Origin of the sequence: Rhodococcus sp. MTM3W5.2 (assembly GCF_001984015.1) — a bacterium.
Classification (GTDB): Bacteria; Actinomycetota; Actinomycetes; order Mycobacteriales; family Mycobacteriaceae; genus Rhodococcus_G; species Rhodococcus_G oryzae.
Map to the genome: position 1 here is coordinate 4,227,908 of NZ_CP019572.1, position 26,940 is coordinate 4,254,847.

The 26,940-nt window shown below is 68.9% G+C and carries 21 protein-coding genes and 5 pseudogenes; 8 read left to right on the top strand and 18 right to left on the bottom strand.

The genetic code is table 11. The features are described from left to right. Positions 1 to 13: 13 nt before the first annotated feature. Positions 14 to 1,417, bottom strand: a complete 1,404-nt coding sequence (locus BTZ20_RS19020) for a cellulase family glycosylhydrolase (RefSeq protein ID WP_223263413.1) — start codon at positions 1,415 to 1,417, stop codon at positions 14 to 16. Between the two features lie 86 nt (positions 1,418 to 1,503). On the opposite strand from BTZ20_RS19020, the gene BTZ20_RS19025 reads away from it, so the two are divergent. Next, positions 1,504 to 2,127, top strand: a complete 624-nt coding sequence (locus tag BTZ20_RS19025) for a hypothetical protein (protein WP_077042425.1) — start codon at positions 1,504 to 1,506, stop codon at positions 2,125 to 2,127. On the opposite strand, the gene BTZ20_RS19030 is transcribed toward BTZ20_RS19025, so the two are convergent. The 3 genes from BTZ20_RS19030 to BTZ20_RS19040 all read right to left on the bottom strand — a co-directional run bounded on the left by BTZ20_RS19030 (position 2,111) and on the right by BTZ20_RS19040 (position 5,127). Further along, positions 2,111 to 3,241, bottom strand: coding sequence for a winged helix DNA-binding domain-containing protein (locus tag BTZ20_RS19030; protein WP_077042426.1), 1,131 nt, complete (start codon positions 3,239 to 3,241; stop codon positions 2,111 to 2,113). The two genes, BTZ20_RS19025 and BTZ20_RS19030, sit on opposite strands and share 17 nt — an antisense overlap. Before the next feature lie 81 nt (positions 3,242 to 3,322). Further along, on the bottom strand, positions 3,323 to 4,237 hold the full coding sequence (locus BTZ20_RS19035; RefSeq protein ID WP_077042427.1) for a serine hydrolase: 915 nt from the start codon (positions 4,235 to 4,237) through the stop codon (positions 3,323 to 3,325). Next, positions 4,234 to 5,127: a LysR family transcriptional regulator gene (locus tag BTZ20_RS19040; protein ID WP_083742757.1), complete on the bottom strand. Its 894-nt coding sequence runs from the start codon at positions 5,125 to 5,127 to the stop codon at positions 4,234 to 4,236. Before BTZ20_RS19040 ends, BTZ20_RS19035 begins: the two co-directional genes overlap by 4 nt. A 147-nt stretch (positions 5,128 to 5,274) precedes the next feature. On the opposite strand from BTZ20_RS19040, the gene bla reads away from it, so the two are divergent. After that, positions 5,275 to 6,234, top strand: a complete 960-nt coding sequence (gene bla / locus BTZ20_RS19045) for a class A beta-lactamase (RefSeq protein WP_077043830.1) — start codon at positions 5,275 to 5,277, stop codon at positions 6,232 to 6,234. 37 nt (positions 6,235 to 6,271) lie between these two features. Here the strand turns inward: bla and BTZ20_RS19050 are convergent, their stop codons facing one another. Both BTZ20_RS19050 and BTZ20_RS19055 read right to left on the bottom strand, forming a co-directional pair. Beyond that, complete coding sequence (locus BTZ20_RS19050; protein ID WP_077042429.1) at positions 6,272 to 6,766, bottom strand: general stress protein; 495 nt, start codon at positions 6,764 to 6,766, stop codon at positions 6,272 to 6,274. 61 nt (positions 6,767 to 6,827) lie between these two features. Beyond that, positions 6,828 to 7,784, bottom strand: coding sequence for an HpcH/HpaI aldolase/citrate lyase family protein (locus BTZ20_RS19055; protein ID WP_077042430.1), 957 nt, complete (start codon positions 7,782 to 7,784; stop codon positions 6,828 to 6,830). Between the two features lie 32 nt (positions 7,785 to 7,816). Here BTZ20_RS19055 and BTZ20_RS19060 point away from each other — a divergent pair, with 32 nt between their 5' ends. The 5 genes and pseudogenes from BTZ20_RS19060 (at position 7,817) to BTZ20_RS19080 (ending at position 12,985) form a co-directional block, all read left to right on the top strand. Next, positions 7,817 to 9,088 carry a magnesium transporter MgtE N-terminal domain-containing protein gene (locus BTZ20_RS19060; protein ID WP_077042431.1) on the top strand — a complete coding sequence of 424 codons (1,272 nt, stop codon included), beginning with the start codon at positions 7,817 to 7,819 and terminating at the stop codon, positions 9,086 to 9,088. After that, positions 9,081 to 9,611, top strand: a complete 531-nt coding sequence (locus BTZ20_RS19065; RefSeq protein ID WP_077042432.1) for a DUF1003 domain-containing protein — start codon at positions 9,081 to 9,083, stop codon at positions 9,609 to 9,611. Before BTZ20_RS19060 ends, BTZ20_RS19065 begins: the two co-directional genes overlap by 8 nt. A gap of 85 nt (positions 9,612 to 9,696) precedes the next feature. Then, positions 9,697 to 10,650, top strand: a complete 954-nt coding sequence (locus BTZ20_RS19070; RefSeq protein WP_145982351.1) for a lytic transglycosylase domain-containing protein — start codon at positions 9,697 to 9,699, stop codon at positions 10,648 to 10,650. Positions 10,651 to 10,987: 337 nt separating this feature from the next. Beyond that, positions 10,988 to 11,824 (top strand): annotated as a pseudogene (locus BTZ20_RS19075) (lytic murein transglycosylase). Positions 11,825 to 11,848: 24 nt separating this feature from the next. After that, positions 11,849 to 12,985, top strand: coding sequence for an Mrp/NBP35 family ATP-binding protein (locus BTZ20_RS19080; protein ID WP_077042433.1), 1,137 nt, complete (start codon positions 11,849 to 11,851; stop codon positions 12,983 to 12,985). Between the two features lie 9 nt (positions 12,986 to 12,994). Here the strand turns inward: BTZ20_RS19080 and BTZ20_RS19085 are convergent, their stop codons facing one another. The 9 genes and pseudogenes from BTZ20_RS19085 to BTZ20_RS19125 all read right to left on the bottom strand — a co-directional run bounded on the left by BTZ20_RS19085 (position 12,995) and on the right by BTZ20_RS19125 (position 22,458). Beyond that, a complete protein-coding gene (locus BTZ20_RS19085; protein ID WP_077042434.1) occupies positions 12,995 to 14,206 on the bottom strand; it encodes a vWA domain-containing protein in 1,212 nt (403 codons plus the stop codon). 9 nt (positions 14,207 to 14,215) lie between these two features. After that, a complete protein-coding gene (locus BTZ20_RS19090; RefSeq protein WP_077042435.1) occupies positions 14,216 to 14,872 on the bottom strand; it encodes an SRPBCC family protein in 657 nt (218 codons plus the stop codon). A 13-nt stretch (positions 14,873 to 14,885) separates the two neighbouring features. Further along, positions 14,886 to 15,800, bottom strand: coding sequence for an AAA family ATPase (locus BTZ20_RS19095; protein ID WP_077042436.1), 915 nt, complete (start codon positions 15,798 to 15,800; stop codon positions 14,886 to 14,888). Positions 15,801 to 15,803: 3 nt separating this feature from the next. Then, positions 15,804 to 16,388, bottom strand: coding sequence for an NTP transferase domain-containing protein (locus BTZ20_RS19100; RefSeq protein WP_077042437.1), 585 nt, complete (start codon positions 16,386 to 16,388; stop codon positions 15,804 to 15,806). Further along, complete coding sequence (locus BTZ20_RS19105; protein WP_077042438.1) at positions 16,385 to 17,281, bottom strand: XdhC family protein; 897 nt, start codon at positions 17,279 to 17,281, stop codon at positions 16,385 to 16,387. The genes BTZ20_RS19100 and BTZ20_RS19105 overlap by 4 nt, the downstream gene beginning before the upstream one ends. Positions 17,282 to 17,332: 51 nt before the next feature. Further along, positions 17,333 to 19,749: pseudogene (locus BTZ20_RS19110) on the bottom strand (aerobic carbon-monoxide dehydrogenase large subunit). Further along, on the bottom strand, positions 19,746 to 20,312 hold the full coding sequence (locus BTZ20_RS19115; RefSeq protein WP_077042439.1) for a (2Fe-2S)-binding protein: 567 nt from the start codon (positions 20,310 to 20,312) through the stop codon (positions 19,746 to 19,748). Before BTZ20_RS19115 ends, BTZ20_RS19110 begins: the two are co-directional and overlap by 4 nt. A 37-nt stretch (positions 20,313 to 20,349) precedes the next feature. Next, positions 20,350 to 21,216, bottom strand: coding sequence for an FAD binding domain-containing protein (locus tag BTZ20_RS19120; protein ID WP_077043831.1), 867 nt, complete (start codon positions 21,214 to 21,216; stop codon positions 20,350 to 20,352). 115 nt (positions 21,217 to 21,331) lie between these two features. Next, positions 21,332 to 22,458 (bottom strand): annotated as a pseudogene (locus BTZ20_RS19125) (XdhC family protein). Positions 22,459 to 22,581: 123 nt separating this feature from the next. Here BTZ20_RS19125 and BTZ20_RS19130 point away from each other — a divergent pair. Beyond that, positions 22,582 to 23,460 carry a hypothetical protein gene (locus BTZ20_RS19130; RefSeq protein WP_145982352.1) on the top strand — a complete coding sequence of 293 codons (879 nt, stop codon included), beginning with the start codon at positions 22,582 to 22,584 and terminating at the stop codon, positions 23,458 to 23,460. A 136-nt stretch (positions 23,461 to 23,596) separates the two neighbouring features. Here the strand turns inward: BTZ20_RS19130 and BTZ20_RS26885 are convergent, their stop codons facing one another. From BTZ20_RS26885 to BTZ20_RS19140, 3 genes and pseudogenes are all read right to left on the bottom strand, one after another. Beyond that, positions 23,597 to 24,811 carry a hypothetical protein gene (locus tag BTZ20_RS26885; protein WP_145982353.1) on the bottom strand — a complete coding sequence of 405 codons (1,215 nt, stop codon included), beginning with the start codon at positions 24,809 to 24,811 and terminating at the stop codon, positions 23,597 to 23,599. A 129-nt stretch (positions 24,812 to 24,940) separates the two neighbouring features. Then, a pseudogene (gene tatB, locus BTZ20_RS19135) lies at positions 24,941 to 25,350 on the bottom strand (Sec-independent protein translocase protein TatB). Positions 25,351 to 25,435: 85 nt separating this feature from the next. Beyond that, positions 25,436 to 26,931 (bottom strand): annotated as a pseudogene (locus BTZ20_RS19140) (trypsin-like peptidase domain-containing protein). Between the last annotated feature and the right edge of the window lie 9 nt (positions 26,932 to 26,940).

A 26,940-nucleotide genomic window follows, 5' to 3' on the forward strand; every position in this document is an offset into this window, starting at 1 on the left:
AGGCAGGCACCGATCAGGGCGCCGGGGTGAGCGTCACGGTGACGTCCTCGCCCGACTGCGGCTGCCGGAGGGTCAGCAGCCGGGATTGCTGATCCCAGGCCAGCACCTCGCCGCCATCGACCGCCACGCCTGCAGGGAAGCCGCGCTGCGGCAGGTAGACCTCGGTCGGCGCCGACACATCGCGGTCGGGCCGGAAGGTCAGCTGGAGCCGGTCCGCGGACGCCTCCCAGGAGATCGGCGTACCGGCGACCGCGCGCGGGTACGGCGTGTCGAGCGCGGTGACGAGGTTCCGTGCGGTGCCGTCCTCCCCGTACGGGCCCCACGGACCCGGATCGCGCGACCAGTAGCTCACGCCCGCACCGATCTCCGCGGCCGTGGCGTAGATCCGGTCCACGTAGTCGAGCGCACCCGGGAGCGTGGTGTCGAGCCCGAACTCCCCCAGGATGATCGGGGCGTCACCGAGGGCGGCCGCGGTGCGGACGGTGTTGTCGCGCCACGAGGCGACCGTCGCGTCGACCAGGTCACGGGAGGTGCCCTCGTAACCCGCGCCGAGGTCCATCGGCAGCGGATAGATGTGGGGGCAGTAGGCGATCCGCTGGTCGCCGTCGCGGCTGTCGGTGATCGCGCCGAGGCCGCTCGGGGTGCCCCAGTTGTTGCCCATCGCCTGCGGCGCCACACAGACCCAGCTGTCCTGATCGACCGTGCGGATCGCGTCGGTCGTCTTCTGGTAGAGCGACGTGAGCGGCCCGGACTCGAAGACGGGGCCCTGCAGGGTGCCGCCGTAGGGCTCGTTCATCAGATCGTAGGCGACGACCGCGGGATGGTCGGCGAATCGCTCGGCCACCGCTCGCCACGCGTTCGCGTAGTGCTCGGAGAGTTCGGGGTGCGCGCCGGTGGTGTTCCAGAAGTTGTCGAAGGCCCGGATCACGCCTGCGTCGAGGTAGTACTGCTCCCACATGTCGTGCGATCCGACCGGCAACCCGTCCATGTACGTGGCCCATGCGGGGGCGCCGTTGCCGGCCTTGCCGCCCGGGGTGATCGCGTCCCCCCAGGTGTCCTGGTGCATGTCGAGCATGACGTGATAGCCGCGGTCCGCGTACCACCCGATGCGTTCCTCGACCCGGTCCAGGTACTCCTGGCTGTAGACGCCGGGCTCCGGCTCGACCGAGCGCCAGGAGATCAGGAACCGGACGAAGTTGGTGCCCATGTCGGCGTGTTCCCGCTCGAGGTCGGCCTCGGTTAAGTCGGGCATGCCGTCGGGGGTGCTCTTCGCGCTGGACGCGGTGTTGAATCCGCGCAGGACGAGCGAACGCCCCTGGTCGTCGGTGAGGTACGACTCGGCGGGGGCCGGATCGGATCGCAGCATCGCGCCAACACCACCGGCGAGCACGAGCGCACCGGCCGCAACGAGGGACACCACTCTGATTCGCCGCACAGGACCCACACCCAACTTTCTGCATGATTCTGGACGCTTGGTCCATTCGATCCCGTTAATGTTGCGGCATGTCTGACGCCAGCGCTGCTGTTTCGGTGAATCCGCAGGTCGATGCCGATTTCCGTGCCCCGTGGCCGGCTGTCGCGACGCTTGCGGCGATCTCGGTCCTGTTCGGGGTCTGGTCGATCACGGGCGCCGTGCTCACCCGAGTCCCGGAGTTGCTCGTCCCGAGTGCGATCGGGCTGCCCTTCGGCATCCCGGCACTGCGCCTGTTCCCGCTGGGCGAGACGACCACCACCAACTGGCTCGTCGATTGCGCTGCGGCACTGGTGATGCTCGCCGTCGTCTGGATGCGGCTGACCGACTCGGCGCGCAGGCACCCCGGCGGCGGTGTCGGGCGCGCCTTCTGGGCGGGCCTGGGCGCCACCGTGATCGGCGTCCTCGCAGGCAACCTGATCCGCACGGTGTATCTCAGCTTCGTGCTGCAGGAGGGACCGGGCGCCTACCTGGCCTCGCTCGTCGGCGGCGCGCTCGTGTCGGTGCTCTGGGGCGCGATCGTCGGGCTGTTCGTTGGCGCGGCCCATGCGCTCGCGCGGCGGATCTCGCAGGGTGCGGCGGCCCAGGAAGCGGGCAACGACCTTCCCGCAGCAGGCGAGTCGTCGATCGCGGAGGCGGCTACCGCGCGTCCGTGAACCGGATGTCGTGATCGTCGGCGTCGGGGTGCGCGAACGTCAGCAACCGCTGCGCCTCGGCCTCGAGCGCGGACGCTGCGCCCTTCGCGACCGGGGCGAATGTCGCGATCTCGAGTGCCGCCGAACGCTTCTTGGCGGTGATCGTGACGAATCCGGCGACCTGGCCACCGACCAGCACCGTCGGCTTGATGATCCCGTTCACGGTGAACACCGCCTTGCGGTGCTCGTCGGCGATCACCCGGCTCCGGTTCGCATGGCCCAGCAGGACGCTGTCGTACGGCGCCAGGATCCGTGGCGGCAGGCTGCCTGCCGGGTCCGGACGCGGGGCGTCGGGCAGATCGAACAGTTCGGCGCCGTCCTCGTCGACGAACACCCGCAACCGCGGACGGAGTCGGTCGAACACCTCCCCCAGCCTGGTCAGGCCGGACCAGGCCTGGGCGTCCGCGGCCGATGCCGGGCCGTAGGCCGCCAGGTAACGCAGGATGATCTCGTCCGGAATCGGTTCGGACAGCGGCGTATCCGTCCACCGCTCCAGGGTGGTGCAGACCGGCTGACCTGACCTGCCCCAGATCCCCCGCGGGGGCACCTGCACGAGCGGGAGCAGATTCCTGACCCCATGCGCGAGGGCGGCCGGGTCACGGTCCGGCCAGCGCTCGGCCAGCAGGGGTCGCAGCTCAGCCATCGCCATCGGGGTGCGGTCGACGACCTCGCGGCTCCAGTCGGCCAGCGCCGCGATGTCCATGCCTGCGAGGCCCTTCTTGTGCAGGGTGTTCGTCCGCAGGTCCGCGTCCATGATCGGCTGAACCCACGGCCGGAGTGCGCGAGCGTCGGCCGCGGTGACCGCGTGCACCGTGCCGCGCATCAGGACGATCCGCACGACGTCTCGGTCCTCGATCAGCGTTGACAGATCTGCAGGCCGAAAACCCTTGAGCCGGGCCCACAGCGCGAAGTACGGCGCCATCGGGGCCTGCGCCTGCAGCCCGAAAAGGTGACCCACCATCGTCAGCGCACTGTCGCCATCCGCGCGGCGCAGCAGGTGCTGACGGTCGAGCGTCGCGCGGCTCAGGGCCCTGCGGGACAATCGTTGTCGCCTAGCCTCCAGCCCTGCTGACATTTCACTCCCCTACCGCCGAATGACTTCCGTCGCCGCACCAAGGGTAGGTCACCGCACCACGAAATCCTCGGCACGGTGCGCTCACGCGATGCGGCCGGAACGAAGTTCGGTCACCGCGATGTGGGCGGCCCGGCCGATCGCCCGGTCGACCACGGGTAGGGCAGGATCGGCACGCGCCGCCCGGGTGAAAACAGCTACAGCAACAGGAGTCTCGCCTGGGAAGCCCACCACTGCTACCTCGTTCCGGATCGCCCCGATCGTCCCGGTCTTCCCCGCCACGGTCACCCCCGCATAGGGAAATCCCGAGCGGATTCGATGCGGCCAGATCTGTCCGGCCATGACCTCCCTGATGAACTCCCCCTGGACCGCGGACACCGCCCTGTCCGTCCAGATCGCGTCGAGTAGCGACGTCATCTCGCGAGGGGTGGTCGCACTCGTGAAGGCCGGATCGTAGGCCGAGACCGCCCACGCCTCGTCATTGTCGGCAAGTGCCTCGAACGCCTCTCTCGTCGTGTGTGAATGTGCGTCCTCGAGCAGACTCCGATGGACATCCGCTGTACCGCCGATGATTCGCGTACGGGTCAGGCCCAGTTCTGCGAGTACTCGATCGATGCCATCCAGTCCCACCCTTCCGAGGATGAGGTCCGCGGCGGCGTTGTCGGACACGGTCATCATCGACAGAGCCAGATCACGCCAACTCATCACCACCGGGTCCCTGAAGGTCGACACCCCGGTCGGCCCCGGTGTGCAGTCCGCGGGATTGATGCGCACCCTCGCTGTCGGCGAGAGGGATCCCGCGTCGAATGCCCTGCACAGAGCGACCACGAGCGGGAGCTTGTAGACGGACGCCGTCACGACGAGTTCGTCGGCACCGACCGAGACGACGTCATCGTCATTGTCCGCGGGCCGCGTTCCGATGCGACGGGCGTGAAGCCAGCCCGTACAACCGGCGTCGGCGAACACGTCGCGGATCCGCTTCTCTGCGGTCGTCCTCATCGTCCCGCCCGCAGGAGCACCCGGTCCAAGGCGCCGGCCGACAGCCCGAGATCGGCACCCGACCGCCAGACGATACGAAGGCGCAGCGCAAGTTCCTCTCGCAACATGTCGACCCAGGACACGCCTGGCATCGGTGTCGGCGGAGTCGTCGTCACCCCGAAAGTGCCACCGGCCGCCACGCGGACGAGGAGGTCTCGCGGCCCCGTCGAGACGACCACTTCCGGGTCCAGGCCACGGGCCCGCCACATGTCCACGAACAGGTCGTGAGCGGGAGGGTTGTCCGACCGTGGACCTGCCGCCAATATCAGCCCCCGAAGCATCCGGACCTGCGCCTTCTTCGCGATCGCGGCCGGATGGTCTTCCGGCACGACCACCCAACGCCGAATCTTCAGGACGGGACCACTGTCGAGACCCGTGAGCAGCGCCGGGTGTTCGACCACAGCGACGTCGAGACTCCCCGTTCGGACGCTCTCCACCAGTTCGGTGGTGGTCGCAGTGGTGGTGACGACCCTGGTGATCCTTGCCTTGTCGGCGTCGCGGAGAGCGTGGACACACCGCACCACCACGTCGTCGCCGAGCCCGTGAGTGACACCCCACCGCACCGGTGCGTCATGTCCGCCCGCGATGCGCCGAGCCTCGTCCTCGAACCTGGCAGCGTCGGAGACCAGGAGCCGTGCTCGCGGAAGCAACTGTCGCCCAGCGTCCGTGAGCCCGACGCCACGAGCGCTGCGGTGGACGAGTTCGGTGCCCAACCTCTGTTCGAGACGCCGTACGCCCTGCGACAACGGCGGTTGTGTCATTCCCAATCGTGCCGCGGCATTTCCGAAATGCCCCTCTTCCGCAACGGCGACAAAGAAATTCAAATGGCGGACCAGATCCATAGCCACCATTGAAACAGCCGATCAGGGGACCTCAGGGGTTCGTTACGAAATGCTCCGCACAGAACGACCCTCTGAGCTGGAGAGATAGCATTCTCGACTCGTCTAGACGCTGTGAGCGTCTTTGCGCACGGCGGCGTCGACCCCGACATTGGGGTCATGACAAGACGTCGAGTTCATCCGAAATCAAAGCGGGGCAGCGTCGGATATCGCGGTGCCCGCACCCTCGCCCTCGCTCTTCCCCTGCTTCTGGGCGCGTGCACTGCCGCCGCGGATCAGACCGTGCCGGACACGTCGGTGGCCGAGACACAGGAACTGCAGTCCCTCGACACGAAACTCGACGCGCTGGAGGCCCGCTACGCCACGCGAATCGGGGTCACCGCAATCGACCCGGCCACCGGCCAGATCTACCAGCATCGGGGCGACGAACGGTTCGCCCTGTGCTCGACATTCAAGACGTACGCGGTCGCCGAGGTACTCCGCCGGACCCGCGCGGGCACTTCGTCACTCGACAAATCCGTCCTGGTCGAACCCGGTGACCTTGTGGAGAATTCACCGATCACCGCGGCCGCCGTCGGCACCCCGATGACACTGCGGCAGATCGCCGAAGCAGCGCTGACCCGGAGTGACAACACGGCAGGAAACTACCTGCTCGAGGAAATCGGTGGACCACCCGCGGTCACCTCACTCGCCCGCGAAATCGGAGACGAGAGCACCCGTCTGGATCGGTGGGAGACCGAACTGAACAGCGCGCTCCGCGGCGACCCCCGGGACACCTCAACTCCGAACGATCTCGCGGACGGCTACCGGGCACTGCTCCTCGGAGACGCGCTCGGATCGCCCGAGCGCGCACAACTCGTCGATTGGATGCGGGCGAGCAAAACGTCGGACAAGCGAATTCGCGCAGGGCTGCCGGAAGGGTGGACCGCTGCTGCCAAATCCGGCGCGGGCCGGTTCGGGACCGTCAACGACGCAGGCGTCGCGTGGGACCGGGACAGCAACCCCCTGGTTCTCGCCATCCTCACCGACAGCCTGACGAATCAGGAAGACGCACAGGGGAACAATCAGGTGGTCGCCGACACCACCGCCGCGGTGGTCGAGGCCATGACTTCGCCATGAGTCACCCGTGTGGAGACCCCTGGTCCGGCGGGAGCTGTCAGATGGCCAGCTTGGCGAGCAGATCCCGCGCCCGCTCGGCGGTCTTCGGCTCGCAGAGCACGTCATAGCGGCCTGCCACCAACTGCATGGTGGACGCGAAATCACGCTGACCACGCGTGGCGGCGTACGGGATGGTGGTGGAGATCAACCCGAAGATGATGCCGCCGATGATGCCCGCGACCAGCGGGCCGAGGAGGCTGTCGGTGAAGAGTCCGAGCAGCAGGCCGAGGAACACGCCCAGCCAGGCTCCCGAAACGATTCCGCCACCAATCACTTTCGCCCAGGTGAGGCGTCCGAGAACGCGCTCGACCTGCATCAGGTCGACACCGACGATGGTGACGTCCTCGACAGGGAAGGCCTGATCCGACAGGTGATCGACGGCGCGCTGTGCCTCGGCATAGGTCGGGTACGAACCGATCGGCCAACCGGTGGGAGGGGTCGGCAGCGGCCCGCCGCGTCCGGTCCGATTCGGCTGTGCGAGCGGATTGGTCATCGTCTGTGCTCCCTCATCGGTGATTCAGCTCGTGAGAACTGCACTCTCGTCGATGTCCATCTTACTGAGAGTTCGGGTCGAACCGTGTGGTCCGCACCATGCCCGCCGCGCGCCCCTTGCCCGCGACGACCAGCGCCATCTTGGCGCTCGCCTCGTCGATCATCTCGTCACCGAGCATCGCGGCGCCGCGCCCGCCGCCCGCCGCGGAGGTGTGGAACTCGTACGCGTCGAGGATCATCTCGGCGTGGTCGTAATCGGCCTGACGCGGGCTGAAAACCTCGTTGGCCGCGTCGATCTGGCCGGGGTGGAGCACCCACTTGCCGTCGAAACCGAGCGCCGCGGTCCGCCCGGCCGCGCGCCGGAAGGCCTCGACGTCGCGGATCTGCAGGTACGGCCCGTCGATCGCCTCGAGCCCGTGCGCCCGCGCCGCCATCAGGATCGTCATCAGGATGTGGTGGTAAGCGTCGCCCGGCTCGTATCCCTCGGGCTGCTCGCCGACGACCAGGGTGCGCATGTTGATGCTCGCCATGAAGTCCGCGGGGCCGAAGACCAGCGTCTGCACCCGCGGGCTGGCGGTCGCGATGGCGTTGATGTTGGTCAGGCCGATCGCGTTCTCGATCTGCGCCTCGATGCCGATCCGGCCCACCTCGAGCCCGTTGGCACGCTCGACCTGGGTGAGCAGCAGATCGAGTGCCTGCACGTGACTCGCATCGGTCACCTTCGGCAACAGGATCGCGTCGATCCGGGCACCGGCGCCGGAGACCACCTCGATGACGTCGGCGTGGGTCCACTCGGTTGTCCAGTCGTTGACCCGGACGACCCGGATCTGCTCACCCCACCCGTCGGAGTTCAGCGCATCGACGATCTCGGCCCTGGCCTGTGCCTTGGCTATCGGCGCGACGGCATCCTCGAGATCGAGGAAGATCTCGTCGGCGGGCAATCCCTTGGCCTTGTCGATCATCTTCCTGCTGCTGCCGGGAACGGCAAGAATCGACCGACGCGGGCGCGCGACCTGCATGTGGACCTCCAGTGTGAATTAGCCTGGCCATCATGGCAGCAGTGAGCAAGGTCTTCGTAGCCAGGCTCGCCGGCCTGGTGGTGCTCGGGCCCGACGGAGAATCGATCGGTCGCGTCCGCGACGTCGTCATCACCATCCGGGTCGGCCGACAACGCCCCCGAGTCCTCGGACTGGTCGTCGAATTGCTCACCCGGCGAAGGATATTCATCCCGATGCTGCGGGTGACGGCCATCGAGCCCGGCTCGGTGACGCTGACCGGAAACGTGAGCCTGCGCCGGTTCACGCAGAAGCCCGGCGAGGTACTGGCCCTGGCCCAGATACTCGACAGCCGGGTGCGCGTCGACGACCCCGAACACGATGACCTGGCCGGTCAGGAGGTTCTGGTCGCGGACCTGGGCATCGAGCTGACCAGGACGCGGGACTGGGTGGTCTCCCGCGTCGCGGTCCGCAAGCCCCGAGGTCGGCTTGCCCGCCGCACCGCGATGCAGATCGTCGACTGGCAGCACGTGCAGGGGCTGACACAATCCCAGCTGGCCCTGCCGGGACAGGGCGTCTCGCAGCTGTTGGCACAGTTCGAGGGCATGCGTCCCGCCGATGTCGCCGAGGCCATCCGCGAGCTGCCCGACAAACGCCGTCACGAGGTCGCGGTCGCGCTCGACGACGAGCGGCTCGCGGATGTGCTGCAGGAGTTGCCGTCCGACGATCAAACCGACCTGCTCACCCACCTCGAGGTGGAGCGGGCGGCCGACGTGCTCGAGGCGATGGACCCCGACGACGCCGCCGACCTGCTTGGCGAGCTGCCCGACGCGGAGGCGGAGTCGCTGCTGCAGCTGATGGATCCCGAGGACTCCGAGCCCGTGCGCCGGCTGCTCGAGCACTCCCCCGACACCGCGGGCGGCCTGATGACGCCCGAGCCGGTGATCCTCACACCCTCGACCACCGTCGCCGAGGCGCTGGCCCGGGTCCGGAACCCGGATCTGACGCCGGCCCTGGCCAGCCTGGTGTTCGTCGTCCGGCCCCCGATCTCGACGCCGACCGGCCGATATCTCGGCTGCGTGCACCTGCAGCAGCTGCTGCGGGAGCCGCCCGCGACCCTGGTCGGCGGGGTGCTGGACACCGACCTCACCCGGCTCGACCCGGACGAATCGCTGACGGCGGTGACCCGCTACTTCGCGAGATACAACCTGGTGTGCGGCCCGGTCGTCGATGACGAGGAGCACCTGCTCGGCGCCGTCACCGTCGACGACGTGCTCGATCACCTGCTCCCGGAGGACTGGCGCGAACAGGAAGTGGCCGATGAGTGAGAAGCGGACATCGTCGGAGAAGACGACGGCACTGAGCGCACGTCAGCGGCTCGACACACCACGCGGATCCCGGCTGTTCAATTTCCAGATCGACGTCGAAGCCGTCGGCCGGGTCGGCGAGCGGTTCGCGCGGTTCCTCGGCACCGGGCGATACCTGGCCATCCAGACGATCGTGGTGATCGTCTGGATCACCCTCAATGTGTTCGCGGTCCGACTGCAATGGGATCCGTACCCGTTCATCCTGCTCAACCTGGCGTTCTCCACCCAGGCCGCGTACGCGGCGCCGCTGATCCTGCTGGCGCAGAACCGGCAGGAGAACCGGGACCGCGTCTCGCTCGGGGAGGACCGGGCAAGGGCCGAGCAGACCAAGGCCGACACCGAGTTCCTTGCGCGCGAGCTCGCCGCGCTGCGCCTGGCCGTCGGCGAGGTGGCCACCAGGGATTACCTGCGCCGCGAGCTCGAGGAGATCAAGTCCCTGCTGACCCCTCAGGACGAGGACGAACCGAGGCCACCGCGCCGGTAGCACCACCCGAAAGAGCCACCCCCAGCGTTTCCGCTATGTAATCTGGGTCACATTTCGTGGGTCGGGCATCGCGAAGGGTGGGCGCATGCAGATCAGGGGTCTTGCGGCCGGGTCGACGGCGACGCTGGTCGCGGTCGGGGCCGCGGCAACGGTCGTGGGCGCCGCGCTCGGCTTCGGACCGTTCGGTACCGCCGCACCCGCCCTTGCCGGCGTCGCGGTCACGACGCAGAACGCCCTCGATCCCGCGGGCACGGTCGGGGTGTTGCCGCCCGCACCGAGGCCCGCCCGCGCACCGCATGCGTACACCCCGCCGCCACCGGTCCAGTTCGAGCTGCCGCCCGCACTGGCGCCCCGCCTGTCCCCGATGCCTGCGGCGATCACGGTGAGCGAACTCGGCATCCCCGAACTGGTGCTCGGTGCGTACCGGATGGCCGAGTCGACGATGGCCGCCGAGGCACCCGGCTGCGGGGTCACGTGGCATCTCCTGGCCGGGATCGGCCGGATCGAGTCCGGGCACGCGGGTGGCGGCCGAACCGACGCGGCGGGCACCACGGTGACCCCGATCCTGGGACCGGTCCTGAACGGGCACCTCGCGGGCAACCAGGTCATCACCGACACCGACGGCGGCGCCCTGGACGGCGACAAGAAGCACGACCGCGCGGTCGGACCCATGCAGTTCATCCCCAGCACCTGGGCTCGATACGCCGCCGACGGGAACGGCGACGGCACCGCCGACCCGAACAACGTCTTCGACGCCTCGCTGGCGGCCGCCCGGTACCTCTGCTCGGGTGGACTGAACCTGCGCGACAGCGCCCAGGAGGTCCGGGCGGTTCTGCGCTACAACAATTCGATGGCCTACGCGGCCAATGTGCTGGCGTGGTCCGCGGCGTATGCGGGTGGCGGGACGCCCGCCCCCGGTTCGATCCCGGAGGTCCGGCCGGAGCCGGCCGAGCCGACATCGACACCCGAGCCGGGCCGAGCGGTCGATGCGGCCGCACCCGTCGCGCCCGCCGCACCGGCCCCGCGCCGGCACCGCTGATCCCCGGCCTGCCCGAGCTGCCGTGCCTGATCTTCTGCCCGCCGCCCGGCGGTGCGCCAGCCGCACCGGCGACGCCGCCTTCCCCGCCCGCGCCCTGACCGTCCGGGCGGAACGCTCGGACGCCCGCCGCCAGGTCTCAAACGGGCTCACTTTTCGGTCTCGACTCGCCCTCGACGTGACCTAACTGAAACTATCTTCTTTTCGCTTCGACCTGCAACTATGTCCAGAATTCCGCTACGCAGATCACGGTAAAGTAACGGAAGTATCTCGAATTCGGGTAGCCTCGGCTCCGGTCGATAACAAATCAGTGCCCCGACCGGGACGCAGGAGGATCACCGTGGGTCGCCACAGCAAGAAGAACGATTCGAATCTTCGCCGCAACTCCGTCGTGGCACTCGCCGGGTTAGTCCCCGCCGGGCTGGTTGTCGGGACCACGGCAAGCGCCTCCCCTCGCTCCCGTTCACGGTCGCCGCCGAGTCCGCACCGATCGCCGACGTTCCCGCCGCCCCGCAGCCCGAGGCCGAGCCCGCCGCCGTGGCGACGCCCGCCCCGGATGTCGCCCCGGTCCTCGCGCCCGCCCCGAGCCCGCACCCGCGCCCGCGCCCGCCCCCTGCCCGACGGTCCGCTCGGCATCCCCGGCATCAACTTCGCCGCCTACCAGTCCGCCGAGAAGCTGCTCGCGAAGGACCTGCCCGGCTGTGGCATCACCTGGATGCAGATCGCAGGCATCGGCATGGTGGAGTCGCACCACGCCAACGGCGGCCAGGCCCACGACAATGGTGACGTGTTCGAGCCGGTGATCGGGCTGCCCCTCAACGGCAGCCTGCCCGGACAAGCCGTCATCATGGACACCGACGGCGGCGCCCTCGACGGCGACACCGTCTACGACCGCGCGGTCGGACCCACCCAGTTCATCCCGACCACCTGGGCACAGTTCGGCGCCGACGGCAACGGCGACGGCAAGATCGACCCGCAGAACCTGTTCGACTCCGCAGCCGCGACCGGCAAGTACCTGTGCGACCGCGGGACCAACATGCGCGACATCGGCTCGGCCACCATGGCGATCCACCGCTACAACAATTCGATGGCGTACGTGGCCAACGTGACCGCATGGGCGCTGGCCTACTCGACCGGCATCACCCCCACCGCGGACGCCCTGCCGCGTATCCACTGAGTCCAGGCCACCTAGGATTAGGGCATGCCAGTAGTGACCGAGTCCGACGTTCGTAGCGCGCTGTCCCGGGTGCTCGATCCGGAGATCCGCAAACCCATCACCGAGCTGGGGATGGTCAAGAGCGTCGCGCTGTCCGACGACGCCAGCGTCGACATCGAGATCTACCTGACGACCGCGGGCTGCCCCATGCGGACCGAGATCACCGATCGGGTCACCAAGGCGGTCTCCGACGTGTCCGGCATCGGCGCCATCCGCGTCGAGCTCGACGTGATGAACGACGAGCAGCGCACCGAGCTGCGCAAGTCACTGCGCGGCGACTCGGCCGAGCCGGTCATCCCGTTCGCCCAGCCCGGCTCGCTGACCCGCGTGTACGCCGTGGCATCCGGCAAGGGCGGTGTCGGAAAGTCTTCCGTCACAGTCAATCTCGCGGCCGCCATGGCCGCCCGCGGCCTCTCGGTCGGTGTCCTCGACGCGGACATCTACGGCCACTCCGTCCCCCGCATGCTCGGCACCGACGCCAAGCCGACGCAGGTCGAGCGGATGATCATGCCGCCGCAGTCGCATGACGTGAAGCTCATCTCGATCGCGCAGTTCACCCAGGGCAACACCCCCGTCGTCTGGCGCGGGCCGATGCTGCACCGCGCGCTCCAGCAGTTCCTGGCCGACGTGTTCTGGGGCGACCTGGACGTGCTGCTGCTCGACCTGCCGCCCGGCACCGGCGACGTGGCGATCTCCGTCGCCCAGCTGATCCCCGGCGCGGAGATCCTGGTGGTCACCACCCCGCAGCAGGCCGCGGCCGAGGTGGCCGAGCGCGCGGGCGCGATCGCGCTGCAGACCCGCCAGCGCATCGTCGGCGTCGTCGAGAACATGTCCTGGATGGAGCTGCCGGACGGCACCCGGATGGAGGTGTTCGGCTCCGGCGGCGGTCAGGCGGTGTCCGACCGGCTCACCAAGGCCGTCGGCGCGAAGGTCCCGCTGCTCGGGCAGATCCCGCTCGAGCAGGCCGTCCGCGAGGGCGGCGACGAGGGCGTCCCGATCGTGCTCAGCGCACCCGACTCCCCGGCAGGCACGGCGCTGCGCGAGATCGCCGAGAAGCTCTCGGTCCGCTCGCGCGGCCTGGCGGGCATGTCGCTCGGCATCGACACCACGCGGCACCTGTAGGCCCGGCGCTCAACGGCCGCGCCACGCGTCGGTACCGATCACCTCCAGCGCCTCGCGCACCGCGATCAGGGTGTCGGCTGCCAGCAGCCGGTCGCAGTACGGCAGCGCCGCGGCCATCGCCCCGACCAGCGGCTCGAACCCCGTGGCCCCCGCGCGGGGGTTGAGCCAGATCACGCGGTACGCCCTGCGGTGCAGGCGGGCCATCGCGGCACCCAGCTCCTCCGGGCCGTCGCTGTCCCAGCCGTCCGAGGCGATGAGCACTACCGCCCCACGCAACGCATTGCCGTGGTGCGACGCGAGCAGGTCGCGCACACTGCCGCCGATGTGGGTGCCGCCGAACCGGTCGACCACCCTGTCGTTGGCGTGCGCGAGCGCGGCCTCGGCGGATCGGTGTGCGAGCACGGCGGTCAACCTGGTCAGCCGCGTCGAGAAGGCGAAGACCTCCGCGTTGCCACGGGTCACGGCGGCACGCATCAGGTGCAGGTAGACGTCGGTATACGGCTGCATGGACTGGCTCACGTCGCAGAGCATGACCATCCGCCGGGGCCGGATCACCGGTCTGGTGCGCACGATCGTCAGGGTCTCCCAGCCGGTGCGCCGCGACCGGGCGATCGTCTCCCGGAGCGCGATCCGCCTTCCCGCCGGGTGGCGTCGCCTGCGCCTCGTGCGTCGTTGCGGCCAGGCGACCGATGCCCGGTCCAACCAGCTGCGCAGGGCCCGCAGCTCGTCCTCCCTGAACTCCCCGAACGGCAGGCCCTCCACCGCCTCAAGACGGCCGGGCAATCGCAGGGGCAGGCTCGGCCCCTCCTCGCCACGGTCGCGCGTGACCCGGACCGCCTCCATCGTCGCCCAGGGCAGTCCCACACCCTGTGATTCGGTCGAGTCGCTCCCCGCGCGCGACAACAGCGCCGCAATGTGGGAATCGGGCAGCGAATCACGCAGCGCGCGGCGTGCATTCGGGTCCATCGCCAACAGCGACGCACCGAAGACGCCCGTGAACACCCGGTCGAAACCGGCGAGATCGACCTGCCTGCGCACCAGTGTCAGGCGCGCCGCCCAGTACAGGCGGGACATCGACGTCGGCCGCAACGACGCCAGCGCCCTGGCGAACTCCGCCGCGGCGCCCTCGGTCACCGGGATCCGCGCGGCCCGCAGGCGCATCGTCAGCGCGATGGAGAAGGCTGCCAGGTCCATCCCCCTGGCCAGCGCCGGTTCGCCCATGGCAACGGCTCAGTGCCGCCGCAGGTATCGAATGGCCAGCCCGACCACGAGACCGGCCAGCAGCGCGGCCGCGAGTGGGAGCAGCCGCTTCGCGAGGGCCGGTCCGGCCAACCCGAGCAGGTCGAGCGGCTCGGGCTCCGCGGCAGGCTCCGGCGCCAGGAAGGGCGCACCGGACCGGGCCGGCTCGGCAGGGGCCGCCTTGACCGGCTCGGTCGCCTGCTCCCCCGCGGCCAGCTTGGCCTCGAGCGAGGCCGCGAACTGGTTCATCATCTTCTCCGACACCTGTGCGATGACGCCGCTGCCGAACTGCGCCAGCTTTCCGACCACCTTCATGTCGGTGTCGACGGTCACCCTCGTCGCATCGCCGACCTCGACCAGGCGCGCGGTGATGGTGGCGGAGGCGTTGCCCGCGCCCCGTGAATCCCGGCCGTTGGCCTCGATCACGGCACGGTGCGCGCCGCGGTCGGCTTCCGTCAGCGCGGCCCGGCCGGAGAACTCGCTCGTCACGGGGCCGACCTTGACCTTCATCTTGCCCAGGTAGGCGTCGCCGTCGCGGCCCGTCAGCTGCGCACCCGGGAGCAACGGCGCGACCACATCGAGATCGGTCAGGGTGTCCCAGGCCGTCTCGATCGGCGCGTGCACCGTGAACTGATTTTCCAGCTTCATCGCCCTTGACCTCTCATGTGGTGGCATCGGGCGCCGCACACGGCGTGGCCCGATCGCGTTCGTTGTCGTCGAGCAGCGCGATGATCGAGTCCCGGTCGTCCGGGGTCTTGGCGATCGCACCGAGGCTCGTCACCGCCTCGGCGCGGCCGAGTTCGGTCGCGCCCAGTGCCGCGAGCGCCGACACCCAGTCGATCGACTCGGCCAGACCAGGCGGCTTGTCGAGGTCGAGCCCGCGGGCATCGCCGACGAACTCGGTGACCTGTTTGATCAGCGCCGTGTTCGCCTCCGGCACGGTGCGCCGCAGGATCGCCACCGCGCGTTCGGGTTTCGGATACTCGATCCAGTGGTAGAGGCAGCGCCTGCGGAGCGCGTCGTGCAGATCGCGGCTGCGGTTCGAGGTGAGGACCACCACGGGTGGTCGCTCCGCGGAGAAGGTCCCGAGCTCCGGCACAGTGACGGACGACTCGCCGAGGAACTCCAGCAGCAATGCCTCGAATTCATCATCGGCACGGTCGATCTCGTCGACCAGGAGCACGGGGGCCCCTGCGCCCCTGTGCCGCACGCACTGCAGGATCGGGCGCGGCAGCAGGAACTCCTCGGTGAACAGATCCGACTCGTCCAGCCGGCCCGCGCGCGACTCGGCCATCCGGATCGCGAGCAGCTGCCGTTGGTAATTCCAGTCGTACAGGGCCTCACCGGCACCGAGCCCCTCGTAGCACTGGAGCCGGATCAGCGTGGTCTCGAGCGCGGCGGCGAGGGCTTTTGCGGCGGTCGTCTTACCCACTCCCGGCTCGCCTTCGAGCAACAGCGGCCGCCCGAGGGCCAGCGCCAGGTAGATCGCCGACGCCGTGCCCTCGTCAAGCAGATAGTCCTGCGCGTCGAAACGCCCGACGACGTCGGCGAGATCGGCGAACCCCGGCCGGCTCATGGCTCACCGAGAATCCTGCGCCTGCAGCGCCAGGTAGTCGTCCCACGTGTCGACGTCGAGCGGGATCTCGGCATCGACCGGCACCTCCAGCACCGGGATCCGGCCCGATTCGAGCAGTGTCCACACCCCCTTGTCGCCGTGCAGCCTCCGCAGCTCGGGGAAGATGCCGCGACCGAACCAGAGCGGGTGCCCGCGGCCGTCCCGGTATCGGCAGACCGCGCTCGCGTCCGGCGGCGCGACGTCCAGCAGCGCCGCGACCGTCGCCGATCGGACCCCGGGTTGGTCGCCGAGCATCAGGACGATGCCCCGCGCGTGCGGGTCGACCTCGTCCAGTGCGCGCGAGATCGTCGAGGCGCAGCCCGAGCCGAAGTCGGGGTTGTGCACGACCTGTACCCCGGACAGGTCGACGGCGGCCTCCACCTCGGCGGCCGCCCCGCCGAGGGCCACCAGCACCTGGTCGAGGCGGCACTCGCGCGCGACCCGCAGCACCGCCGCCAGTAGCGGGGCGCCCCGGTACTCCAGCAGCTGCTTGGGCCTGCCGAGGCGGGCCGATCCCCCGGCCGCGAGGACGATGCCGGTGACCGTCACGGGGACCGCTCCCGCGCGTACTGGTCGCGGCACCCGGTGCTGCAGAACCAATACGTCTGCCCGTCGAGTTCGACTCGCGGGGTGTCCGCGCGGACCGTCACCGTCATGCCGCAGTTCGGATCGGTGACCGTGTCCTGTGCGGCGGCGGCGAGTGCCGCGTCCAGCGCCGGACTTCGGCGGGCCAGCCCGCCGAGCCGGATGCCCTGCACGATCTGCGCGAGGATCGACAACGCGATCTCGGCAGGGGTGCGCGCCCCGATGGGCAACCCGGCCGGGGTGTGGATCCTGGCCCGCTCCGCCTCGTCGAGTTCGAGCTGATCCAGCACACTCGCGCCGCGGATCCTGCTGGCGACCAACCCGATGTATCCCACCCCCGCGTCGAGCGCGGCCCTGATGGACTCCGCCTCGTTCCCCCCGAGACCGACGATCACCGCCGCCACCGCGCCGTCGGGCCTGCCGCCCTCCTCGACCCGCTCGATCTGGAGACCCAGAATCCGGGCCAGCTCGGCGACCGCGTCCGCGGCGGGATTGGTGCCCATCAGATACAGACGGGCGGCGGGCAGTCGCGGCGCGAGGAAGATCTCCAGTGCACCCCCGGACAGGCACGGGTTGACGACGACCGTCGCCCCCGGGGCCTCCGGGAACTGGGCCTGGCCGTCCGGCAGCACCCTCAGCAGGACGCTCTCCTCGGACTGCAGGGCATCGAGCGCGGCCCTGCGCACCGAACTCTCGGCGCACTGACCGCCGACGAAACCCTCGATGGTGCCGTCCGGGAGCACGATCGCCTCGTCGCCGGTACGCGCGGAGGTCGGCGGCTCGGCACGAACCACGGTCGCGTGCACGAACGGTTGCCTGCGGTCGATCAGCTCGGCGATCCGCGCGTTCGTCTCCATGCCCGCACCCTCCTGCGCTGTGCTGGGTCCTGCCCGGTCTCCGGCCGCGGGCTAGATCGGTGGCGCCGCTCTGCCCTGCATCGCCTCCCACACCCGCGAGGGTGTCAGCGGCATGTCGGCGTGCCGGACGCCGAACGGCTTCAGCGCGTCAATCACGGCGTTCACGACGGCGGGCGGCGAACCAACGGTCGCCGACTCGCCGACACCCTTGGCACCGATCGGATGATGCGGCGAGGGCGTCACCGTGAAACCGGTCTCGAGGTGGGGTACCTCGAGCGCGGTCGGTATCAGGTAGTCCATCAGCGAGCCGCCAAGGCAGTTCCCGTCCTCGTCGAACGCCATGATCTCCATCAGCGCCATCCCGATCCCGTCGGTGATGCCGCCGTGCACCTGTCCCTCGATGATCATCGGGTTGATCCGGGTACCGCAGTCGTCGACCGCGAGGAACCTGCGCACCTTCACCTCGGCGGTGCCGGGATCGATGTCGACGACGCAGAAATACGACCCGTACGGGTAGGTGAGATTCTCGGGGTTGTAACAGATCTGGGCTTCGAGCCCGCCCTCGAGACCCTCCGGCAGGTCGCCTGCACCGTACGACCGCATCGCGATGTCCTGGATCGTCACGGCCGTCGTCGGATCGCCCTTCACGTGGAAGGAACCCTTCTCCCATTCCAGGTCGGCCACGGACACCTCGAGCATCCCCGACGCGATGATCTTCGCCTTGTCCCGCACCTTCCGCGCGACCAGCGCCGCGGCCGCCCCTGACACCGGCGTCGACCGGCTGCCGTAGGTGCCGAGGCCGAACGGGGTGTTGTCGGTGTCGCCGTGCACCACTCGATGTCGTCCGGCGGGATGCCGAGTTCCTCCGCGACGATCTGCGCGAAGGTCGTCTCGTGCCCTTGCCCCTGGGTCTGCACCGACAGCCGCACCACGGCCTTGCCGGTCGGGTGCACGCGCAGTTCGCAACCGTCCGCCATGCCGAGCCCGAGGATGTCCATGTGCTTACGGGGCCCGGCGCCGACCGCCTCCGTGAAGAAGGACATGCCGATTCCCATCAGCTCGCCCCGCTCACGCTTCTCGGCCTGCTCCCGGCGCAGGTCGGCATAGCCGATCATGTCCATGGCCTTGCGCATGGTCACCTCGTAGTCGCCCGAGTCGTAGACCCAGCCGGTCTTCGAGGTATACGGGAACTGGTCCGGCTTGAGAAGGTTCTTCAGCCGCAACTCGGCGGGATCCATGTCGAGGTCATAGGCGAGGCAATCGACCAGTCGCTCAACGAGATACACCGCCTCGGTGATCCGGAACGAGCAGGCATACGCCACCCCACCAGGAGCCTTGTCGGTGTAGACCGCCGTCATCTTGCAATAGGCGGCCTCGAGGTCGTAGCTTCCTGTGAACACCCCGAAGAAGCCGGCCGGGTACTTCACCGGAGCCGCGGTGCCGTTGAAGGCGCCGTGGTCGGCCAGCACGTTCGTCCGGATCGCGAGAATTTTGCCCTCCCGGGTGGCTGCGATCTCACCCTGCATGATGTAGTCCCGCGCGAAACCGGTGCTCATCAGGTTCTCGCTGCGGTCCTCCATCCACTTGACCGGCTTCCCGGTCACCAGCGAGGCGACGATCGCGCACACGTATCCGGGGTAGATCGGCACCTTGTTGCCGAACCCACCCCCGATGTCCGGCGAGACCACCCGGATCTTGTGCTCGGGCAGCCCCGCCACCAGCGCGTACAGGGTCCGGTGGGCGTGCGGCGCCTGGGAGGTGGACCAGAGCGTCAGTTTTCCGTTGACCGCGTCGAAATCCGCTACGGCACCACAGGTTTCCATCGGCGCCGGGTGCACCCGGGGGTAGACGATCTCCTGGGTGGTGATCACCTCTGCCCTGGCGAACGCCTCTTCGGTCGCCTTCGGATCGCCCGCCTCCCAGTCGAATACATGGTTGTCGGTCTTGCCCTCGAGGTCCGTGCGGATCACCGGTGCGTCGGGAGCGAGCGCCTTGCGGGCGTCGATCACCGGATCGAGGATGTCGTACTCGACGTCGATCAGCTCGAGCGCGTCACGCGCCGAGTACCTGTCCTCGGCGATGACGCACGCCACCTCCTGCCCCTGGAAACGCACCTTGTCGGTGGCGAGGACCGCCTGCACGTCGTTGGAGAGAGTCGGCATCCAGGCCAGGCCCTGCTCGGCCAGGTCGGCGCCGGTGATGACCGCCTTCACCTTCGGATGCGCCTGCGCCTCCGTCGTGTCCACGCGCACGATGCGTGCGTGTGCGACGGGCGACCGCAGGATGGCCAGGTGCAGCATGCCGGGAAGCACGATGTCGTCGACATAGTTCCCGCGACCACGGATGAAGCGGGGATCCTCCTTGCGGAGCATCCGCCCGTACCCGACCGGCTTCTTGTTGTTGTCGAAGTGCTCATTGTCCGACTCGTCGGTCACGGGTCCGGTCGGTGGATGGTCGACGGTGGTCATGATGCACCTCCGGCGTGCTCGCTGACGCGCGGCGGTGAGGTCGTCTCGGGCTGCGCCGCGGTGGGACCGGTGCCGCGCTCCGGTTCCGGTTCGCGTGCCGCGCCCTCTTCGTGCGCCGCGGCCCACTGCACGGAGCGGACGATCGTGGTGTACCCGGTGCACCGGCAGATCTGTCCGGAGATCGCCTCGCGAATTGTCTGTTCGTCCGGATGCGGGGTGCTGTCGAGCAGGGCCCTGGCGGTCATCATCATGCCGGGAGTGCAGAAGCCGCACTGCAGGCCGTGGCATTCCATGAAGCCCTGCTGGACCGGGTCGAGTTCGCCGTCGCGTTCGAGGCCCTCGACGGTTCGCACCTCGTGCCCTGCTGCCATCGCGGCCAGCATCGTGCAGGACTTCACAGGCTCGCCGTCCACCAGCACCACGCAGGTGCCACAGTTGCTGGTGTCGCAGCCCCAGTGGGTTCCGGTCAGTCGCAGCTGATCTCGCAGGAAGTGCACCAGAAGCATCCGGGGCTCGACGTCCTCCGTGACCTCGCTGCCGTTGACGGTCATCGTCACCTGCATGTCTTTCGTCCTTCCCTGGTCCCCCGACCTGCCCTCGCTAGTGGACCCGTCCGGCGGCCGTCCGCAGCGCGCGGCGGGTGAGTTCCTTGGCCAGGTGCCGCTTGTACTCCGCGGTCCCCCGCGCGTCGGTGACCGGTTCGCAGTGCCGTGATGCCAGATCGCCTGCATAGAGGGCGACCTCGTCGGTGCACGGCTTGCCGATGAGGAACTCGTACACCTCGCCGAATCCGGACGGGTCGGCGTTCACCGCTGTGAGACCGATCCTCGCCTCGACGACGACCGGTCCGTCCAACCACACCGCGGCACCCGCCGCCGCGATCGCCCAATCCCCTACGCGTCTTTCCACTTTCGCGTAGGCATTCGACCCGTGATCGCGGAAGGGAATCCGGATCTCGGTGAGGATCTCGGTGTCCGCCGCGGCGGTCTCGTATGGCCCGAGGTGGAACTCGGACATGCCGATCGAGCGCTCGCCGCCCGGCCCCCGCAGCACGCAGGTCGCGTCGAGCACCTCGCACACCGTGCTGAGGTCCTCGGCCGGGTCCGCCTGGCAGAGCGATCCGCCGATCGTGCCGCGGTTGCGCACCACCGGGTCGGCGATCACCCGCTCGGCGTCCCGGAAGATGGGCCACAGCGCGGCCAGTTCCGCGGACTCGAGCAGTTCCCGGTGTCGCACCATCGCACCGATCCGCACGCCCGACGGCTCCACCGTGATGTGACCCAGCTCGTCGTGCAGCGGGTTGATGTCGATGAGGTATTCGGGGTTCGCCAGCCGCAGCTTCATCATCGGGAGCAGGCTGTGGCCACCGGCCACCAGTCGGGCCTCGCTCCCCAGTCGTTCGAGCAGTCCGATCGCGTCGACCACGCTCGTCGCTCGCTCGTATTCAAAGGGTCCAGGGACCTGCATCTGATCCACCTCGCATCGCATGGGGACAAATCCAGACTCGACCGGTCCACCGGGGGTGTCAAGCGCCCCGAGCGATCAGCACAAACGGTCCGCACACGACTCGTGCAGGCCCCGGTCAGGAGGTCTCGTCGTGGTGGATCCGGCCCTCGATCGCTGTCAACCGTTCGCCGCCCCCGCCCCAGCGCAGCTCGATGATCTCCGCGGCGATGGACACCGCGGTCTCCTCGGGCGTGCGGGCCCCGATGTCGAGTCCGATCGGGCTCGACAGCCGTGCCAACTCCGCCTCGCCGAGCCCGGCCTCGCGCAGGCGCTGAAGCCGATCGCGGTGGGTACGCCGCGACCCCATCGCCCCGACATAGGCGACCTCGGGCAGCCGGAGCGCAAGCGCCAGCAGCGGGACGTCGAACTTGGGGTCGTGGGTGAGCACGCAGATCACCGTGCGCCCGTCGATCGCCTCGGCGTCGATCTGCGACTGCAGGTAGCGGTGCGGCCAGTCGACGACGACCTCGTCCGCGGTCGGGAAGCGGGTGTGCGTGGCGAACACCGCCCTGGCGTCGCACACCGTGACGCGATAGCCGAGGAAAGCGCCCTGATGGGCCACCGCCGCGGCGAAGTCGATGGCGCCGAAGACGAGCATGCGTGGACTCGGGGCATGACTCGCGACGAACACGCGCATACCCTCACCGCGCCGCTGCCCGTCGGGACCGTAGGTGAGTACCCCGGTCCGTCCCGCCGCGAGCAGACCTCGGGCGTCATCGCCGATCGCGGAGTCGGCACGCGCCGAACCGACCGTTCCACCGATCCCGTCCGGCCGCACGATCATCCGGCGCCCGACCCACGCGGTCTGTGGGTGCTCGATCACGGTCGCCACGGCCACCGGGCGTTCGTGCTCGATGTCCGCGGCGACCTCGGCGAGCTCAGGAAAGGTGCGGCGGGAGACCGGCTCGACGTAGATGTCGAGAATGCCGCCGCAGGTCAGCCCCACCGCGAAGGCATCGTCATCGGTGACGCCATACCGCTCGAGCTCCGGCAGGCCGGACTCGACCACGTCTCGGGCGAGCTCGTATACGGCGCCCTCCACACAGCCACCCGAGACCGAGCCGGCCACGGTGCCGTCGGGGGCGACCACCATCGCCGCGCCGGGGGCCTCGGTGCCGACCTGAAGGTCTGCACCACCGTGCCGACACCCGCGGTCCCGCCCGCACGCCAGATCGCCATCAGCTCGGTGAGGACATCGCGCATCAGACGTCACCGTCTGCGTGGCACAGCTGGTTGCGGGCGCCCTGGGTGGTTCCCATGGCTGGACGCTACGCCGAATGCGCTCGATAGAGTGTGGCTTCCTGGACGGTGGACGAGGCGGGGGCATTGAGCACACTGGATCCGGCGCGGCGGCGGCACGACGAGCTCGAGTCCCAGCGCGGCAGCCCCACCTTTTTGCTTTGGCTCTGCTTCCGGTTCGCGGTGTTCGTGGCCTGCGCGGCGCTGCTGGGTTACGGCCTGGCCTGTGTCGCCGACATCTTCCGGCACGCCGTCATCGACACCGCGTTCGCCGACGAGGCCCGGTTCGACGAGGCTCCGACATGGCTATGGTGGCCGTTCGGGGCGGCCTTCGGCTACGTCCTGTTCGGCATCGGGATGTCCCACGACCTCGCGACCTTCCTGGGGCGCCACCGCTGCCCCGGCCTCATGGCCGCGGCCGGCTGGGCGGGAATCACCCTCGGCTTCTCGGTGTCCACCCTGAACTGGTGGCCACCGGCGCAGGTCGGCGCGGCCATCGACCCGGTCACCCTGACCGAGACGCCGTGGAGCCCGCTCGCCTGGGTGGGCTACTACACCGAGATCTGGATTCCCCTGCTCCTGCTGGTGACGACCGGAGCGGCGGTGTCGCGGACCGTTTCCGGGTTCCGCAGGCAGAACGTCCAACTCGCGGAGCGTGACCGGCTGTTGGCACGCGGGCTACGGGTGCCGGGCATCATCGCCGACGTCAACGTGCTCGTCGACAGTCCTCAGGAGGACGGCTCGGTGTCGATCGCGGGTATCGACGCGACGGTGACGTTCACCGACGCCCAGGGCGTAACACGGTGGGTCACGCGAAGGGTTCCGAGCCTGCACCGGGCACCGGACCAGGGCACGACACAGGTCCTGTTCGATCCGGAACGCCCCGGCGACGAGGGCTCGATATTCGTTGCTTTCCACCGGAACCCGGCGACCAGCGACTGGATTCCCGATGATTCCGTCCGCTAGCGAGATGGCGGCCGATACCGGACGCGCGGGCGCATCCGACGCAAGTAGGGAAATTCAGCACTCAACAGCGTGCCAACAGTCCGAGTCGTAACCAAATCGCGGACTGGTCGTAGTGCACCCGTTCGTAGCCGATCACCTACGGAGTGAGTCCCTCTGGGATGGATTTCGGCCAGGGCTCGCCGGGCGGCCACGGTTCAGACAACCCGAACAGATTCGCTGCAGTGATCGGCGACGGTGTCGCGACGGGATGGGCGCCGTCCCAGCCAACTGTCACACCGGGGAATCCGAGGACGTCGGGTAGCGGGTGGAGTGGATTGGGGTGTCGCCACAGCGTGGTTTCGGCTTTGTGGACGTGGTACGGCATTAGCTGATTAACCAACAGCACGGCGGAGACGTTTCGATTCTGCCAATCTGGGGGAACTCCGAAGTACCCATCAGGCTGCCGCACCGCTCGAGTGACTGTCTCGCCATCCACAGTTTGACCAAACTGGATAGCGTCATTGCCGTAGAGCGCGTTCGTACTGTGCCAATAATCTGAGTCGTGAATATAGGTGCCGACCGCGACGACAAACGGAATACTCAGGTCACCATATGCATGGTGCTTGACGTCCAGCGCGCGGCGGATTGCAGGGGCATCGTCGATGAAGCTCGCTTCCCCGTAGGCGTACACACCTATCGCTCGGTCGGATGACCGGACACCGCGCGCGTGCTCCCTTTTGGGGATTGCCTTGAATGTCGTGGCCCAACCTCCATGCTGCCAGTCCCGCTGAGGCGCATGTTCAAGGTCTGAGTAGTCGTCCGGGTTCAAGCCGGCAAGCCAACCACGCAGATCATTGCGTAGCCGTGCCGATGCGGGCGGGTTCGGACCTTCCCGAAGCCGCTCGAGGCACAGCGTGAAGTTGGGGTCTCTGAGTTGGTTCACGGTATCCAGCAGCACTGCGCGACGATTAGCGGCAGCTTCCGCTTTTGCACTGGTGCCAGGAGCGATCGCTTCCAGATAGAGGCCGAATCCATCACGCTCAGCGTAAAAGTCGGGCCGACGTGGCGTATGCGGCACGCTCGGATGAACGGTCACGGCGAAACCCGATCGCATCAGACACTCGTGGATGTACAACTCCAGGAATGCGCTTCGAAATTGATCGTCCTTGCCGGACCTGAACCGCTGACACAGGTCGTTGTAGTCCTCGTCATCAGTGATGTGGTCGGCCCATGTCTGCATCAACTGGCGCGGCTGATGCCAGTAGTCACCGGATACCCGGTTGAGGAAGTCGAAAGTCGATTCGCCGTGGCCAGCCGGGTTGCAATCACGACGCTCGGCCCCGTCAAAGATCGGATCCCGTGGATTGGTCATGTCACGGAACCATTCGTCGACGGACCGTCAGCGAAGGATCCACAGGCAAGCCAGACCGCGACCTGCGGATCACGACGAAAACTCGCACCCAGGTGTGCGCGGCGCTGCCGTCATCGGTTCCGTGCGACGCTACGTCGCGTCGGCGTCGTACGGCGGGCGCTCGCCGGAGGCGAGGGGGGTCGACTCGCGTTGCGGCGTAGGGGCAGGGCGCTGCCGCCGGGCCCGCCGCTGCTCTGCGGCTTCGCGTCGAAGTTCCCGGTCAGGATCGAGTCGTCGCCGTCGAGCAGATGCTTGGTGATCATCGAGCGCGGCGTCATCCCCCGGAGCTGCTGCAGATCGGAGAGCGGCTTGCGCAGGTCCTCGAACTCGGGACCGAGCTCGTCCTTGAGCTGCTGCGTCGCGCCGCCCGCGTAGTCGCGGACCTGGCGCAGCGACTTCGTCACCCAGGAGACGGCACCGGGCAACCGCTCGGGTCCGAGGATCACGAGCGCTGCGACGAGTAGGACCATGAACTCGCCCCAGCCAATGTTGCCAAACACCGGGTCAGCCTACGTGCCCACGGCGATCCGCGCCGCTATCAGTGCCGAATTCACATCGCATACCGCTGCCCTCCGACGGCGCCGCTCAGTCCGAAGCGGGCGTGACCTGGACTTCGACCGTCCGGCCCGCCCGCACCAGTTGCACGGGAACCGGCTGGTCTACAGCCTGCTGGTGCACCGCGACCACCAGCTCGTCCGCGCTGGTCACGTCACGCCCACCGACCTTGACGATGACATCGCCTTCGATGATCCCGGCCTGCTGCGCTGGCCCACCCTCCTTGACGTTCGCAACCTCGGCGCCACTGGTCTGCTCGTTGGTCACCGACCGCGCGTTCACGCCGATCTCGGGGTGATGCATTGATCCGGTACGGATCAGTTCCTGCGCCACCGCGGTGACGTCGTCGACGGGGATGGCGAACCCCAGGCCAACCGATCCCCGCTCTCGCTTCGGATGGCGGAGTTGATCCCGATCACCCGGCCCTCGCGGTCCACCAACGGTCCGCCGGAGTTGCCGGGGTTGATAGCGGCATCGGTCTGGACGGCATCGATGACCGCATCGGTGTCGGTGCCCTCGCCGGACAGCCGGACCGGGCGGTGCAGCGCGCTGACGATCCCGCTTGTGACCGTCTTGCTCAGACCCAGCGGCGAACCGACCGCCACCACGTCGTCGCCGACCTTCAGGTCCGCTGACCGGCCGAGCTCGGCGACGGTCAGGTTGCCGACGTCCACCTTGAGCACCGCGAGGTCGGTCTTCGTGTCGCGGCCGACGACGCGTGCGGGCGCCTTGGTGCCGTCCGCAAAGACGACGCGGAGCGTTGCCGCGTCCGGGTTCGTCGCGGCCATCGAGATCACGTGGTTGTTGGTGACGATGTAGCCCTCGCCGTTGATCACGACGCCGGAGCCGGTGCCGGACTGCTCACCGAGCGCGACCTGGATGGACACCACCGACGGGAGCACCGCCTCGGCGACCTTTGCGACCTGGCCGAGTTCGGCGTCGTCGCCGCTCGACTGCGTCAGCTCGACCCGCTGACTGGTCAGTGCACCGACATTCTCGGCCGTGACCCGGCCGATGATGCCGCCGACCAGGCCGATCGCCAACGCGACGCCTGCCAGCGCGGCCAGCGCCCGCGGCGCGATGCGCTCGCCGAGCAGAACGTCGCGAATGCCGAGGGCTGGCGCGGGCGGCAGATCCCCGGCAGCGGGGGCATCGAGGGCGGGGGAACCGAGTCGTGCCGGCGCATCCGGATCCCGCCACGGATCGGCAGGCGCCTCGTCCGCCGCCTCGTCGGAGTCGCCCGCGGACGGATCGCGCTGGATCGACTCGGTTTCACCTGCCGGGCGGCCGAAGGCCTCGGCGAGCACCGGATCGGGACGCCGGACGGCGACCTTCGGATCCGCGGTGCGGTCCGCGCCGGGCGCGAAGGAGGAGTCGACACCGTCGGGCCGCCCGAAGGCCGCGGCGGCCGCGGGATCGACGGTGGGACGGTAGAGCGGTCGCGGTGCCAGCCGGGGCGGTGCCGAATCCTGTTCGGCTGCTGCATCCAGCGCGCCGGCGGCCGGGGATGTGGGATCCGAGTTCACGCGGCTGTG